This is a genomic window from Actinomadura fibrosa, from assembly GCF_900659615.1.
Lineage (GTDB): Bacteria > Actinomycetota > Actinomycetes > Streptosporangiales > Streptosporangiaceae > Spirillospora > Spirillospora fibrosa.
The window spans coordinates 1-14,533 of sequence record NZ_CAACUY010000118.1; the positions used below are offsets into that span (position 1 = coordinate 1).

Here is a 14,533-nt window from a genome sequence, read left to right on the forward strand (position 1 = left end):
CCGGGCGAGCATCGCGTTCGCGAGGCCGCTGCCGACGCCCGCGACGACCAGGCCGGGGACGAGCCGCCACCAGTGCCCGCCGGGGGCCAGCCCGAGCATCGCGACCTCGCCGATCGCGCTCAGCGCGAGGCCGGCGCCGAGCAGCCGCCCCGCCGACAGCCGGGCGGGCAGGCGGCGGGCCTGGAGCGCGGCGAGGAAGGACAGCCCGGACCAGATCGCGAGGACGGACGCCGCGGCCAGCGGGGACAGGCCGAGCACGAGCGCCATGACCGTCGCGAGGTAGCTCATGACCCCGATGACCGCGAGCCCGGTGACGAGCGCCCCGGTGATCGAGAGCAGGAACGCCGGGCGGCGGAACAGCGCGAGGTCGAGCATCGGCTCGCGGCGGCGCGCCTCGACGGCGGCGAACGCGGCCAGCAGCACGGCCGCCACCGCGAACAGCGCGAGCACGGCGGGACGCGTCCAGCCGGTGCGGCCCCAGGTGACGGCCGCCAGCAGCGCGGCCACGCCGAGGCCGAGGGTGAGCAGGCCGGGCAGGTCGAGGCCGCGCGGGCGGGCGGCGCGGGACTCGGCGAGCGTGCGCTCGGCGACCCCGGCGAGCAGCAGCGAGGCGGCGACCGTCGTCCAGTACCACAGCCGCCAGCCGCCGGCGGCGGTCAGCCCGGCCGTGGCGATCGGGCCGAGCGCGATGCCGAGCCCGAGCATCGCGCCCCAGATCCCGGTGGCGTGCGCGCGGCGCGGCCCCGGCTCGGTGGACGCCGCGATGATGCCGAGGCCGGCGGCGAGCAGGGCGGCGCTCGCCGCACCCTGCACGATGCGGCCCGCGACGAAGACAAGGGCGGTCGGCGCGGCGGCGCAGGCGACGCTGGACGCGGCGAGCGCGGCGGCGCCGATCACGAACACCCGGCGGCGGCCGTGGTCGTCGGCGAGGCTGCCGGCCGCCAGCAGCGCGGCGGCGAGACCGAGGCTGATCGCGCTCATCAGCCAGATCCGGGCCGTCCCGCCGGCGTGGAGGCCGCGGGCGGTCTCGTCCAGCACCGCCATGGGCGCGGTGTAGTTCATCAGGGCCAGCAGCGTGGCGGCGGAGGGCAGGGCCAGCGCGGCGGCGGAGGCCGAGGCGCGCCGCCCGGTCCGCGGGGTCGCCAGGGTCGTCATGCGGTCTCCCGGAATCCAAGTCAGTTCAGTGAATGAACTCGAATGGGGACGACCGTAGCACGACTTGGTTCGGTGATTGAACTCCCTGGGAGGTAGTGTGGCGGGCATGGCACTCGGCAAGGACTACGCGGCGCAGGACTGCTCGCTCGCCCGCGCCCTGGAGGTCGTGGGGGAGCGCTGGACCCTGCTGATCGTCCGGGACGCGATCTACGGGGTGCGCCGGTTCAGCGACTTCCAGGTCCACCTGGACATCCCGCGCGCGGTGCTGTCCGCGCGGCTCCAGGCCCTCGTCGACGCCGGCGTGCTCGCCAAGGAGGGCCACGACTACCTCCTCACCGACATGGGCAAGGAGCTGTTCCCCGTCGTGCACACCCTCGCCCGGTGGAGCGAGCGGCACCTGTCCGCCGAGCCGTGCCGGCTGTTCGTCCACGCGGGCTGCGGCGGCCGGGTCGGCCCGGACGGCCGGTGCCCGTCGTGCGACCGCGCCGTCCCGGTGGAGGACCTGGAGATCCACCCGGGCCCGGGGGTGCGGCGCCGGGACGACCCGGTCAGCCGCGTGCTCCGGACGCCGCACCGGCTGCTGGACCCGATCCGCACCTGATGGAATGCCCCGGAAGGGGTGTGATGCACGGAACATCCGAGCTCACCGGCTACTCTGCACGCTCATGGAGACCGACGAGGCCGGGGCCGCGTCCGCCCGCCCCCGGCGGACCCTGTTCGGCCCCCTCTGGCGCCTGATCGACGGCCGCCCCGACGACTCGCGGGCGCAGATCGCGCGGCGCGCGCGGATCCTCGTGACCGTCGCCACCGGCCTCGCCAACCTCGGCGGCGCCCTCGTCGTCCTGCTGTTCGTCGTCGTGGTCCCCGACCCGGTCGGCGCCTCCGAACGGCTCCGGCTCGTCAACCTCGCCGTCTTCACCGCCTACGTCACCGCGGCGGTCCCGGTCGGCCTCGTGCTCGGCGAGCGGTTCTTCCGCCGCGTCCGGCGGCTGGTGGAGCGGCACGAGGAGCCGGACCGGCACGAGCGGTCGCTGCTGCTGTACGGGCCGCTGCGGATGATGGCGCTGCACCTCACCCTGTGGGGCATCGGGACGGTCGGCTGGGTCGTCATCAACGCCCCGTTCTCGGTCCTGCTCGCCGTCAAGCTCGGCCTCACGAGCCTGCTCGGCGGGCTCACCACCTGCACGATCGTCTACCTGCTGACCGAGCGGCTGCTGCGCCGCGCCGTGACGAGCGCGCTGCGCAGCCGCATGCCGCGCCGCACGGGCCTGCCCGGCGTCGTCGCCCGGTCGGTGCTGGCGTGGGGGCTCGGCACCGCCGTCCCGATCCTCGGCCTGATCATCGTCGCGGTCGGCACGTTCCTGATCGCGGAGATCACCATCCGCGAGTTCGCCTTCGCGGTGCTGGCGCTCGGCGGCACCGCCCTCGTCGTGGGCCTCGGCGTCACCTACGGCGCCGCCCGCGCGATCGCCGACCCGGTCGAGTCGGTGCGGATGGGGCTCGCGCGGGTGGAGCGCGGCGACCTCGACGTGGAGGTGCCCGTCTACGACGCCAGCGAGGTCGGGCTCCTCCAGGCGGGGTTCAACCACATGGCGGCGGGGCTGCGCGAGCACGCGCGGCTCCAGGACCTGTTCGGCCGGCAGGTCGGCGAGGACGTCGCGCGGGTGGCGCTGGAGCGCGGCATCGACCTCGGCGGCGAGCTGCGCGAGGTCGCGGTGATCTTCGTGGACATCATCGGCTCCACCCGGCTCGCCGCCGACCGGCCGCCCGCCGAGGTCGTCCGGCTGCTCAACGACTTCTTCGCCGTGGTCGTCGAGGTCATCGGCGCGCACGGCGGCTGGATCAACAAGTTCGAGGGCGACGCCGCGCTGGCGATCTTCGGCGCGCCGCTCGGGCTGGACGGCGCGCCCGGCCGGGCGCTCGCCGCCGCCCGGGAGCTGGCCCGCCGGCTGCGCGCCGAGGTCCCCGGGCTGCGCGCCGCCGTCGGCGTCTCCGCGGGCGAGGCCGTCGCCGGGCACATCGGCGCGGAGGAGCGCTTCGAGTACACGGTGATCGGCGACCCCGTCAACGAGGCGGCCCGCCTCACCGACCTCGCCAAGACCACCGAGGAGCGCGTCCTCGCCGCCGGGTCGGTCGTCGCCGCCGCCGGGCCGGACGAGGCGGACCACTGGTGGCTGGGCGAGGAGGTCACCCTGCGGGGCCGCACCCGGGCCACCCGCCTGGCCTCCCCGCGCCCGTCCGAGCACCTCGCCGAGAGCGCCGCCGCCGGCGCCTGACCGCCTCGTGAAGCCTAGGCCGTGCCCAGCGTCGCGCCGTTCAGCGTGGTGTAGAGGGGGGAGTCGGCGAGGCGGGTGCCGGACTCCTCGCCGATGTAGACGTCGGCGTGGTCCTCGCCGCCGTAGCCCGGGCGGAACAGGTCGGTGACCGTCCAGCGCGCCTTCCGGAACCTCGCGCACACCCCGGCCTCGACCGCCCGCCCGTTCCCCTCCCGGCCGCAGCCGGTGATCGCGAAGCGGGCGCCGCGCTCCAGGACCGACCGGTCGGCCGCGGCGGACACCCAGGCACGCAGCGGCCGCCCCGCCGAGTCGCGGGTCGTGTCGTCCAGCCAGAACCCGACGCTGGACGACCAGTTCAGGTAGCGGCCGCGCTGGGGGCCCGCGGTGATGCGGCCGCTGCCCTCGGTCTGGATCACGTCGAGGAAGTCCGCGGGATAGGAGCCGAGCGGCTCCTTGCCATGCGAGCAGTGGAAGCGGGTGCAGCCGCGCACCGCCTTCGGCTTCCCCCGGTAGAGGCTTTGCAGCGCCGTGTAGTAGGTGGTGATGCGCCACTTGCCGGGACGTCCGAGCGGTCGGGCGACCCGCGCCTCCGGCGCGGCGGCCGGTCGCGAAGGGCTCGCCGCCGCGGACGGGCCGGACGCCGGCGGAGACGGGGCGGACGCGGTCGGCGGGGGCACCGCCAGCGCGTCGGCCGGCTCGCCAGAGGCCCGCCCGCATCCGGCCGCGACCAGGCACAGCACGAGGACGGTGGCCTGTGGTGCCCTAGGCCGCATCGCGCCTCCCACCTCAGCGCCTCCCACCTCACCGGGGCCCCGCGCCCCTCGGGGCGTGGACGCGGGCTCGTCCGCCACCGCGGACCTTATCGCGGACCCCGGCGGTTTCAGTGGCCGCGTGCGATCCACTCGTCCAGGTGCGGGGCCTCCGCGCCGATCGTCGTCGAGTCGCCGTGCCCGGTGCGGACGACGGTGTCCGCGGGCAGCGTCAGCAGCCGCTCCCGGATCGAGGTGATGATCGTCGGAAAGTCGGAGAACGACCTCCCGGTGGCCCCGGGCCCGCCGGAGAAGAGGGTGTCGCCGGAGAAGACCGTGCCGAGGTCCGGCGCGTGGAGGCACACGGCGCCCGGGCTGTGCCCCGGCGTGTGCAGGACGGTCAGCGCCGTGCCCGCCACGGTGACGGCCTGCCCATCGGCGAGCGTGCCGTCGGGGTCCCGGTCCGGATGCCGCTGCTTCCACAGCATGAGGTCGTCCGGATGCAGCAGGACGGGCGCGCCGGTGCGGTCGGCGAGCGCGGGCGCCGCGTCGATGTGGTCGTCGTGGCCGTGCGTGGACACGATCGCCACCAGCCGCCGGCCGCCCACCGCCGCCTCGATCGCGTCCGCGTCGTGCGCGGCGTCGATGACGACCGCCTCCGCGTCGTCCCCGACGATCCAGACGTTGTTGTCGACCTCCCAGGTCCCGCCGTCCAGCGAGAACGTGCCGGACGTCACGAGGTGGTCGACCCGGGCGGCCATCAGAGCACCACCACCGAGCGGAGCACGTCGCCGTGGTGCATCTTCTCGAACGCGGCCTCGACGCCGTCCAGCGGGATGGTCTCCGTCACGAACGCGTCCAGGTCCAGGCGGCCCTGGAGGTACAGGTCGATGAGCATCGGGAAGTCGCGGGACGGCAGGCAGTCGCCGTACCAGGACGACTTCAGCGACCCGCCGCGGCCGAACACGTCCAGCAGCGGCAGCTCCAGCCGCATCTCCGGGGTGGGCACGCCGACGAGGACGACGGTGCCCGCGAGGTCGCGCGCGTAGAACGCCTGCTCGTAGGTCTCCGGTCGGCCGACGGCCTCGATGACGACGTCCGCGCCGAAGCCGCCGGTGTGCTCCCGCACCGCCTCGACCACGTCGGTGTCCTTCGCGTGCACCGTGTGCGTCGCGCCGAGCTTCCGCGCGGTCTCCAGCTTGCGCTCGTCCAGGTCGATCGCGATGATCCGCGCGGCGCCCGCCAGCCGGGAGCCGAGCACGGCCGCCGCGCCGACGCCGCCGCAGCCGATGACCGCGACCGAGTCGCCGCGGCCGACGTTCCCGGTGTTGATCGCGGCGCCGAGCCCGGCCATCACGCCGCAGCCGAGCAGCCCGGCCGCCGCCGGGCTCGCCGCGGGGTCGACCTTGGTGCACTGCCCGGCGGCGACCAGCGTCTTGTCGGCGAACGCGCCGATGCCGAGGGCGGGGGACAGCTCCGTCCCGTCCTCCAAAGTCATCTTCTGCGCGGCGTTGTGGGTGTTGAAGCAGTACCAGGGACGGCCCCGGGAACAGGCCCGGCACTGCCCGCACACCGCCCGCCAGTTCAGGATCACGAAGTCGCCCGGCGCGACCTCGGTGACGCCGTCGCCCACCGACTCGACCACGCCCGCGGCCTCGTGCCCGAGCAGGAACGGGAACTCGTCGTTGATCCCGCCTTCGCGGTAGTGCAGGTCGGTGTGGCAGACCCCGCAGGCCTGGACCTGGACGACGGCCTCCCCGGGCCCCGGGTCCGGGACCGTGATCGTCTCCATCCGCACCGGCTGCCCCTTGCTCGGTGCGATGATCCCGCGTACCTGCTGCGCCATCCCGCCGCCTTCCGTCCGACTCCGTTCCCGCACGACCCTACCGAGCGCGGACCGGCGCGCCCCCTCCGCTCCTACCCGGCCGCGCCGCCCGGACCACCCGCGACGGCCCGAAGATCGTCCTCGGCACTGGTGGCGTCGGCGAGCATGTCGACGACCGCGAGGAGGCCGCGGGACGCCTCCCGGCGCTGGCGCTCGGCGCCCGTCCCAAGGCGCCGGACGCCGGCCAGCAGGGTCTGGACGCGCTCGTGGTCCCCGGTCTCGTGCAAGGCGGGCGTCACCCGTTCCAGCAGAGCCTGGAGCAGGTGCTCGGCGGGCACCTGCCGCCTGGCGACCGGGTCCACGGCCGGGCCGTTCAGCCCGTACCGCGCCGCCGACCACACCGCGGCCCTGCAGAACTCCTCGTCGGCCGGCGGCGCCTCGCGCCCGGCGGCCAGGTCGTCCAGGGCGGCCCGCACCAGGGCCCTGCTGAGCAGCGCCTGGAGGACGGCCTCGTCGGGCGTCACGCAGGCGTCCGCGACGCGGAACTCCACGGTCGGAAGCGTCGAGGACGCCCTGGCCAGCCAGAACGACATCGACGGGTCGACCAGGACGCCGGCGTCCACGAGCGCGTCCACCCGGCGGTCGTACTCGTGCGCGGACGAGCACCACGGCGGCACCCCCGAGCCGGGGAAGCGGGACTGCTCGACCATCCGCCAGCTGGCGTGGCCGGAGTCGCGCCCGCCGTCGAAGGGGGAGTTGGCCGACAGCGCCAGCAGCGTGGGCAGCCAGGGCCGCAGGTGGTTCAGCACCGCCACCGCCGTGTCCCGCTCCTTGACCTCCACGTGCACGTGGCAGCCGGAGGCCTGGTACCGCGCGACGATCCCCTGGTAGGTGTCGGAGATCGCCTGGAACCGCTTGCCGGTGGTCAGCACGGGTTCCGGGCCGGGCAGGACGGGCGTGCCGGTGGACACGATCCGCGCCCCGTGGTGCCGGGCCGCCGCCGCCAGCCGCGCGCGGCCGGCCCGGAGCTGCGTGGCGAGGTCGTCGGCCGAGACGCACACCCCGGTCGCGGCCTCGGCCTGCGTCTCCAGCAGCTCCGCCTTCACGGACGCGCCGTCGGCGCCCGGCGGCAGCTCGTCCGCGCACGCCAGCACCCGGGGCGCCCGGGAGGCGGGCGCCCGGGTCCGCGCGTCCACGAGGAGGAACTCCTCCTCGACCCCCACTCTCCATCCGTCGCCGGAACGGCCTGGTCCGATCATGACCCGCGCTTTACCCGCTCACGACCCTTTTGACCACCTTCGCGGCATCCGTCCCGGCACGGCGCCGGCCGGGTCACCAGGCACGGATGATCGTCTCGGGGTTGAAGACGGGGCTGGTCGCGCCCGCCGGGAGGTCGGTGAGGGGGCGGGCCAGCTCCTCCGGGGACGGGCCGAGGGCGTCGGCGAGCGGGCGCAGGGCGTCGAGGTCGAAGCCGTAGACGCGGGCCGCGTTGCCCGCGAGCATGGCGTCCCGCTCGGCGGCGGGGACCTCGGCGAAGGTCCGCCGCAGGGCCTCCCGGCTGTGGGGGTAGGTGCCCTCGTCGTGGGGGAAGTCGCTGCCCCACATGATCCGGTCGACGCCGATGTCGTGCCGCAGCGGGATCTCCGAGGGCTTCATGAAGGTGGCGCCCACGTGGCAGTTGCGCGCGAAGTACTCGCTCGGCCGCAGCGAAAGGCGGGACGCGGCGGGCCCGCCGAACTTGGCCTCGGCGGTGGCGTCGCCGGAGCGGAACCGGTCGAAGTAGTAGTCCAGGGTCCGCAGCACGCCGGGGATCCAGTCCGAGCCCTGCTCGGTCAGGACGAACCGCAGGTCGGGGTGCCGCTCGAAGACGCCGCCGAAGATCAGGTGCCACAGGGCCCGGTGGGCGTACCAGGACACCTCGACGATGAAGACGGCCAGCGAGACCGGGTCGGGGACGAGGCCCGGGGCGCCCGTGCCGCCGTGGTGGTTGACGGGCATGCCGAGCTCCGCGCACGTCCGCCAGATCGGGTCGTAGGCCTCCGCGTGCAGCGGCGGGACGGGCGCGCCGGGCGCGACGCCGGGCAGCAGGATCCCGCCGCGCAGCCCCGCCGCGTGCGCCCAGCGGATCTCGGCGACGGCGTCGTCCACGTCGTTCAGCATGATCTGGGCCACCCCGGCGCGCCGGTCCGGCGCCAGCGCGCAGAAGTCGGCCGTCCAGCGGTTGTGCGCCCGCAGGCCGGCCCAGCGCCGGTCGTACTCGGCGGCGGACGGGTGCGGCGCGGTCAGGTTCCCGGACGGGAAGAACGGCGGGACGGTGTTCGGGAACAGCACCTCGGCGACGATGCCGTCCTCGCCGAGCTCGCGCAGGCGGCGGCCGGAGTCCCAGTTGCGGGACGCCTCGGGCGCGGCGAGGTCGGCGAAGGGGTTGACGAACGCCTCCGCCCAGGCGTCGAACTCCGCGTGCCGGGACGAGGCGAGGTAGGGCCGGTACTCCAGCAGGTCGGCGCCCGCGTGGGAGTCGGCGGAGATGACGATCTGGCGGCCGGTCACAGCGGCCTCCCGATGACGGCCGGGACGTCGGGCCCGGTGAGCCAGTGCCGCCCGGTCCTCCGGGGGACGTCCCAGAGGGTGGTGTCGGCGCCGTCCTGGCCGAGGTCGGCGGGCGTCGGGCCGATCCGCGCGGCGACGGGCGCGAGCGCGGCGGTGTCGAAGCCGTAGACGGACGCGGCGTTCAGGCCGAGCATCGCGCGGGACTCGTCCACGGGGATGTCGGCGAAGGCGTGGGCGAGCCAGTCGCGGGTGTGCGGCCAGGTCCCCTCCGGGTGCGGGAAGTCGTTGCCCCAGAGCAGGTTGCCGACGCCGGCCTCGTAGCGTTGGGCCAGCTCGCGGCGCTTCGGGGTGGACATGCCGATGAAGCAGTGGGCGTCGAAGTACTCCGACGGACGGCGCCTCATGTGCTCCCCGAAGGAGGCGAGCTTGCGGGTCCCGTGCTCGCGGTCGTAGGCGACGTCCATCTGCCAGAGCAGGTTCCCGGTCCACCAGGCGCCGGCCTCGGTCACCCCGAACCGCAGCGCCGGGAAGCGCTCGAACACGCCCGTCCAGATGAGGAACCACAGCGGGCGCGCCGACCACCAGACCACCTCGGTGACGTAGAGGCCGAGGTGGGTGCCGAGCTCGTGGCGGGGCGCGGCGCCGACATGGGTGTGCACGGGCAGGCCGAGCTCCGCGCAGGCCTCCCAGACCGGGTCGTAGCAGCGGTCGTGGTAGGGCCTCTCGCCCTCGCCCCACATGGACGGGATCATGATGCCGCCGCGCAGCCCGTCGGCGTGCGCGCGGCGGATCTCCCGGACGGCGCCGGGCACGTCCCCGACGATCGGCGCGACGATCACGCCGCGGCGGCGCTCGGGGGAGTCCTGGCAGAGGCCGGCGAGCCAGCGGTTGTGCGCGGCGGCGCCCGCGAGCGCGAGCTCGGGCTCGTAGTCGGCGCCGACCATGCCGAGGCCCGCGCCGAACGGGGCGGCCGTCGTGGCCGACACCGCGTCGGCGTCCGGGAAGATCACCTCCGCGGCGACGCCGTCGGCGTCCAGCTCGGCGTCGCGGCGGGCGGCGTCCCAGCCGGCCCGCAGCTCCTCCGCGTGCTCGCCGAACCACTCCTCGGCGAACTCCTCGTTCTGGAGGCCGAGGTCCTTGCGGGCCTCGGCCATCGCGTCCTGCCGCGCGAGGAACTCGTCGAACGCGGCGTGGTGGCGCCGGTCCAGGAACGCGCGGTACCGCTCGGTGGGCAGGCCGGCGTGGGTGTCGGCGGAGATGATCAGGTAGGGGCCGGTCACGGCGTTCCCCCCAGGTAGGTCGGCGCGGATCGGTGCAGCATCGACTCCGCGCGGGCGCGGATCAGGGCGTCGGTGCGGTCGCTGCCGGGCAGCAGCCAGAACCGGCCGTCCCGGACGCCCTCGACGGCGTGGGCGGCGACCTCGTCCACCGGCGTGAACTCCGGTTCGAGGCCGTGCGCCCGCATCGCCTCGGCGACCTCGTCGGCGCCGCGGGCGGGCGGCCCTGGGACGGCGCGCGCGAACCGGGCGGGCCGGTTGCGCTCGGCGGTGAAGATCCCGGTGCGGAGCATGTGCGGGCCCGGGAACAGCACCGACACGCCGACTTCGGTCCCGGCGAGCTGGCCGAGCAGGCACTCGCTCAGCGTGACGACGGCGGCCTTCGTGACCGCGTAGACGGCCGCGGACGGGATCGGCGCCACGCCCCCGTTGCCGGACGCGGTGTTCACGACGTGCCCCGGCTCCCCGGCGGCGATCATCCGCGGCAGGAACGCGCGGAGCCCGTGCAGGATCCCGAGCACGTTGACCTCCAGGCCCCAGCGCCAGTCGCCGATCTCCTGCTCCCACAGCGGCGGGGACGCGGCCGGGCCGACGCCCGCGTTGCCGCACAGCAGGTGGACGGCACCGAACCGGTCGTAGACCAGGTCGGCCAGCGCGCGCATGGACGACTCCGACGTCACGTCCGCGACGGCGCCGACCGCTCCCGGCACCTGCTCGGCCGCCTTGGACAGCGCGGGCTCCTCCACGTCGGCGAGCACGACCCGCATGCCCTCCGCGGCGAGCGCCCGGCCCAGCGCGAGCCCGATGCCGCCCGCGCCACCGGTCACGACGGCGACGCGGCCGTCCAGGTCACGCATCCAGCACCTGCAAGGGGTCGTCGTAGCGCTGGTGGACGTAGGGCAGCACGTCGGCCGCGGGCACCCGCGCCGCGATCCGCCCTTCCTGCACCGACGTCCGCTCGCTCAGCGTGATCTCCACCGGGCCGAGGACGGGCAGGTCGGCGACCGGGTCGTAGGGGGAGTCGGCCAGGATCACGGTCCCGTCCACCCGGTTGAGCGCGCGGGCCCGGCCGCGCCGCGTGCAGTGGACGAGCGCGGCGTCGCCGTCCAGCCCCCGCCCGTCCGGCGCGGGCAGGAACTTGAGGTAGAAGTCCAGCGCCTCATGGTCGGCCACCGGCAGCGCCTCGCCGACCACGCCGTTGACCTGGACGAACGCGACGCCGTGCCGGGCCAGCGCCGCCCGCACCCGGTCGCCGTCCCGCTCCAGCGTGACCTCGCCGAGCTTCTTCGGCTCGCCGAACACCTCCCGCCCGCCGATCAGCGCCCGCTCGGTGGTCATCGGCATGACCAGCGGGTAGTCGCCCTCCAGGTCGCCGTGCACGGCCCGGACCGCGACCGACCCGGCGCCGAGCGGCGGCCCGCCGCCCGGCAGGTCGACCCGGCTGACCGTGGCGCGGACGAGCGGACGGGGCGCGGGCTTCAGCGGCGGCGGTAGCACCTGCGCGGCGGCGTCCGGATCGGTCTCCCAGACGGCGAACAGGCTCGTGGACCAGATGTCGGGGATGCGGGCCGCGGCCTCCCGGGCGGCGCGCAGTTCGGCGGCGGTGCGGGGGCCGTAGCGGACTCGGGCCATGGGACGTCCTCTCCGAGCTCTCTGTAACACCGTTACAGAGAGGCCCGGGGGCGTCGAGACCCCGCCCGGCGGCCGGATCCGGCCACCGCCGCCCGCGCCGCGGCCGTCCGCCAGAATGCCCCTGATGAACGCGCCCCGGATCACCCGCGAGCTGGTGCTGGACACCGCGATGCGGATCGTCGAGAACGACGGCGTCGCCGCCCTGTCGATGCGCCGCCTCGCCGCCGACCTCGACGTCGCGGTGACGGCGATCTACTGGCACGTCGGCAACCGCGAGACCCTCGTCGGCCAGCTCGTCGACCGCGTCGTCGGCCGGTTCGGCGACATCGCCCCGGAGGGCGCGGGCCCGCGCGAGCGCGTCATCGCGGTCGGCGCCGCGCTGCGCCGCCGCGTCCACGCCCACCCGCACCTCATCGCGCTCGTGTACGAGCACGGCCGGACGGCGCTGATGATGCTCCCCGCCGAGCGCGCCCTGGCCCGCGAGGTGACCGCCGCCGGCCTCGCGCCCGCGCACGCGGCGCTGGTCGTCCGGGCCGTCCTGCACCACGTGGTGGGCTTCGCCCTGCTGGAGCGGGCCGTCCAGCGCAGCCCGGCCCAGCACCCGAGCGCCGCCGAGCTGTGGGGCGACGGCGCCGAGATCGGGGTGAGCCCGGCCGTGGCGGCCGAGCTGGCCCGCCCGGCCGACCCGGACGACCTGTTCGACCGGTCCCTGCGCGCCCTGGTCGCCGGCCTGCTCGGCGGCCCCGCCTGACGCCGCCCGCTTACCGCCGTCCCGGCGGCCTCACCCTCGCCGGTAGACCCGGACGACCCTGTCGGGGGTGCCGTAGACCTGGTGCCAGGCGGGCCCGGACCAGGCCGGGTCGCGCACCATGTCCAGGGCCGCCTTCCGGCAGAGCGAGCACTGGCTCCCGCGTTCGGTGTCGTAGTAGACGAGGAGGTCGCCCGGACGCGGTCCCTCGCCGCCCGGGCGCGCGACCCGGATGCGTGCCGACCAGGCCGTCCCGCCCCAGAAGCCCTGCCGGTAGACCCTGAGGACCTTGCCGGTGCGGGAGTCGGCCCAGATCCGCGTCCCGGAACCGCCGTGGCCGTGCAGCCAGGTGCGCAGGGACTCCATCTGCGTGCCGCCGCCCGCCCGCGTGGCCGGCGGCGCCCACCAGGACCGGGCGGCGACGCCCGAGATCACCACGGCGACCGCCAGGACGAGGACGGCGGGCAGTACCCGTACCCGGCCGCGCAGCCGCTCCGGCAGCCGTCCGGCGCCGTACGCCGCGGCGAGCCAGAGGAACCCGAGGCCGCCGAGCACGAAGGCGGGGAAGATGGGGAACCAGTACCGGATCAGCTGGAGCCGCAGCTTGGGCGCGCTGGGATCGAGGACGCCGCCGAGCAGGGTGAGCGGGATCCACAGCAGCGCGCACGCGGCGACCGGGACCGCCATCCGCCGCGGCCGCAGCAGCCCGCCCAGCAGCGTGAGGCCGATCAGGGCGACGAGCAGCCCGCCCTCGGGGTAGTCCTGGAGGGTCTTGGGCAGCCGGAGCACGTACATCATCCGCGGCTTGTCGCGGTACGTGGAGGCGATCTCGGGCGGCGACGGCCGCCCCCCGTGCCCGGTGATCGCGAGCAGCCGCGCGAGCGGGTCGCCGTACAGCCGCCAGCACAGCAGCAGCTCGGCGGCGCCGATGGCCGCGACCGGCAGCGCCGTCCACAGCAGCCCCGCCAGGCCGGCCCGCCGGTACAGCGGCACCAGCGCCACCGGCCACATGAAGACGACGAACTCCCGCGCCAGATAGGACCAGCCGAGCAGCGCCCCGACCGCCAGCAGGACCGCCTTGCCCGGCGCGTCCTCCCGCCGCCCGATCGCCACCGCGAGGGCGAGCGCGCAGGTGAAGAGGCCGGTCGCGAGGACGTCCGGCAGCAGGTCGGTGGAATCGGCGAAGACCGGGGTCGCCGCGACCACCGCGAGGCTCCCGGCGATCCCGACCGAACGGGCGAACAGCAGCGTCCCGAGCGCGTAGGCGCCCACCAGGAGCGTCAGCGTGGCGAGGACCGGCACGACCGCGTACGCGGCCTGGGAGTAGCCGAACACCGCGATGGCCAGCCGCACGGGCACGATCAGCCCGAACCGCGTCACCTGGTGCATCTCGGTGGTGGCCTCCACCGGACGCGGGAAGCGCGCCGCGGCCGTCATGTAGTTCAGCTGGTCGGACGGCACGGGCGCGCGCAGGTGCGCGACCAGGACGGCGAGCCAGGCCGCCGCCAGCAGGACCGGCGGCAGCCAGCGCGGGACATGCCGGACGTCGGGACGCCGGGAAGGTCCGGTTCCCTGTCGGGGGGTCGTGCTCAAGCCCACGGGCACGGCGCGCAATCTGCCAGGGTTCGCCCCGGTTCATGGTGTCCGTGCGGTGATCAGCGGATGAATTCCGCCGACCGGGCGCGCCGGGCAACCGCCGAGGGCGCCCGTTCGTTGGGGGAGCATGGCAGCCGTCGCCTTCGTGTCGATCCCCGGGCTCGTGCTCGGCCTGATCGCCTTCGCCGTCCTCGACCGCGCGGGCCTCTGGGCGCACCGGAGGTTCCGCCTGCCGTGGAAGCGGGACGAGGTGGGCCGCCCCGTCTCCGCGATCGCGGTCGGCGAGCTGGACGCCTTCTTCCACGGCACGCACCGGCACCGGGACGAGCAGCGCCGGTCCTCGCTCATGCTGCGCGACGAGGAGGGCGACGCCGCGCCGCCGCGCACCCGCGTCGACCTCGACGCCGGGACCGCGGTCGTGCGGCGGCCGCCCGGCACGTCCTGAGCGGTCGGGGGCGGGGCTCCGGCGCCGCGGCCGGCGCGGCGAGGAACCAGTCGAGCTCGCGGCGCGGGTGGTCGGGCGCCTGCCGGCCGTTGACGATCGAGAGGAGCCGGAGGTAGCGCTCGCGGCGCGGATCGTTCGCCCCCGCCAGGCAGGCGGCGGGGCGCTCGCGCAGCGCCGCGTCCACCGGGCGGTCCTGGAAGGCGGCTGTAGGCGGCGGTGACATCCGCGACGGCCCGCGGCCTCGGGGGAGGCCGGGTCGGCGCCCGCGGTGAGCGGCGCC

14 protein-coding genes are annotated in these 14,533 nt (G+C 75.7%); 4 read left to right on the forward strand and 10 right to left on the reverse strand.

The features are described from left to right. A partial coding sequence (locus E1300_RS30150; RefSeq protein ID WP_165503053.1) for an MFS transporter occupies nt 1-1,155 on the reverse strand: 1,155 nt, incomplete at its 3' end. 106 nt (nt 1,156-1,261) lie between these two features. Between E1300_RS30150 and E1300_RS30155 the strand changes: the two genes are divergently transcribed. Beyond that, on the forward strand, nt 1,262-1,756 hold the full coding sequence (locus tag E1300_RS30155; RefSeq protein WP_131760488.1) for a winged helix-turn-helix transcriptional regulator: 495 nt from the start codon (nt 1,262-1,264) through the stop codon (nt 1,754-1,756). 64 nt (nt 1,757-1,820) lie between these two features. After that, a complete protein-coding gene (locus E1300_RS30160) occupies nt 1,821-3,431 on the forward strand; it encodes an adenylate/guanylate cyclase domain-containing protein (protein ID WP_131760489.1) in 1,611 nt (536 codons plus the stop codon). Nucleotides 3,432-3,445: 14 nt separating this feature from the next. On the opposite strand, the gene E1300_RS30165 is transcribed toward E1300_RS30160, so the two are convergent. From E1300_RS30165 to E1300_RS30200, 8 genes are all read right to left on the reverse strand, one after another. After that, nucleotides 3,446-4,204 (reverse strand): hypothetical protein, encoded by a 759-nt coding sequence (locus E1300_RS30165; RefSeq protein WP_242619468.1) that lies wholly within the window; start codon nt 4,202-4,204, stop codon nt 3,446-3,448. A 107-nt stretch (nt 4,205-4,311) separates the two neighbouring features. After that, nucleotides 4,312-4,944: an MBL fold metallo-hydrolase gene (locus E1300_RS30170; RefSeq protein ID WP_242619474.1), complete on the reverse strand. Its 633-nt coding sequence runs from the start codon at nt 4,942-4,944 to the stop codon at nt 4,312-4,314. Then, a complete protein-coding gene (locus E1300_RS30175; RefSeq protein ID WP_131760491.1) occupies nt 4,941-6,026 on the reverse strand; it encodes an S-(hydroxymethyl)mycothiol dehydrogenase in 1,086 nt (361 codons plus the stop codon). The genes E1300_RS30170 and E1300_RS30175 overlap by 4 nt, the downstream gene beginning before the upstream one ends. A 71-nt stretch (nt 6,027-6,097) precedes the next feature. After that, a complete protein-coding gene (locus E1300_RS30180; RefSeq protein ID WP_242619469.1) occupies nt 6,098-7,228 on the reverse strand; it encodes a carboxylate-amine ligase in 1,131 nt (376 codons plus the stop codon). 109 nt (nt 7,229-7,337) lie between these two features. Then, nucleotides 7,338-8,555 carry an amidohydrolase family protein gene (locus tag E1300_RS30185; protein WP_131760493.1) on the reverse strand — a complete coding sequence of 406 codons (1,218 nt, stop codon included), beginning with the start codon at nt 8,553-8,555 and terminating at the stop codon, nt 7,338-7,340. Beyond that, nucleotides 8,552-9,835: an amidohydrolase family protein gene (locus E1300_RS30190; protein WP_131760494.1), complete on the reverse strand. Its 1,284-nt coding sequence runs from the start codon at nt 9,833-9,835 to the stop codon at nt 8,552-8,554. The genes E1300_RS30185 and E1300_RS30190 overlap by 4 nt, the downstream gene beginning before the upstream one ends. Continuing rightward, nucleotides 9,832-10,689 carry an SDR family NAD(P)-dependent oxidoreductase gene (locus tag E1300_RS30195; RefSeq protein WP_131760495.1) on the reverse strand — a complete coding sequence of 286 codons (858 nt, stop codon included), beginning with the start codon at nt 10,687-10,689 and terminating at the stop codon, nt 9,832-9,834. Before E1300_RS30195 ends, E1300_RS30190 begins: the two co-directional genes overlap by 4 nt. Further along, entirely contained in the window at nt 10,682-11,464 is a 783-nt protein-coding gene (locus E1300_RS30200; protein ID WP_131760496.1) for an acetoacetate decarboxylase family protein, read from the reverse strand. The genes E1300_RS30195 and E1300_RS30200 overlap by 8 nt, the downstream gene beginning before the upstream one ends. 124 nt (nt 11,465-11,588) lie before the next feature. On the opposite strand from E1300_RS30200, the gene E1300_RS30205 reads away from it, so the two are divergent. Continuing rightward, nucleotides 11,589-12,215, forward strand: a complete 627-nt coding sequence (locus E1300_RS30205; RefSeq protein WP_207400041.1) for a TetR/AcrR family transcriptional regulator — start codon at nt 11,589-11,591, stop codon at nt 12,213-12,215. A 30-nt stretch (nt 12,216-12,245) separates the two neighbouring features. On the opposite strand, the gene E1300_RS30210 is transcribed toward E1300_RS30205, so the two are convergent. Next, nucleotides 12,246-13,817 carry a glycosyltransferase family protein gene (locus E1300_RS30210; RefSeq protein WP_131760498.1) on the reverse strand — a complete coding sequence of 524 codons (1,572 nt, stop codon included), beginning with the start codon at nt 13,815-13,817 and terminating at the stop codon, nt 12,246-12,248. A 118-nt stretch (nt 13,818-13,935) separates the two neighbouring features. On the opposite strand from E1300_RS30210, the gene E1300_RS30215 reads away from it, so the two are divergent. Continuing rightward, on the forward strand, nt 13,936-14,253 hold the full coding sequence (locus tag E1300_RS30215) for a DUF6191 domain-containing protein (protein WP_131760499.1): 318 nt from the start codon (nt 13,936-13,938) through the stop codon (nt 14,251-14,253). The last annotated feature ends 280 nt before the right edge of the window (nt 14,254-14,533 follow it).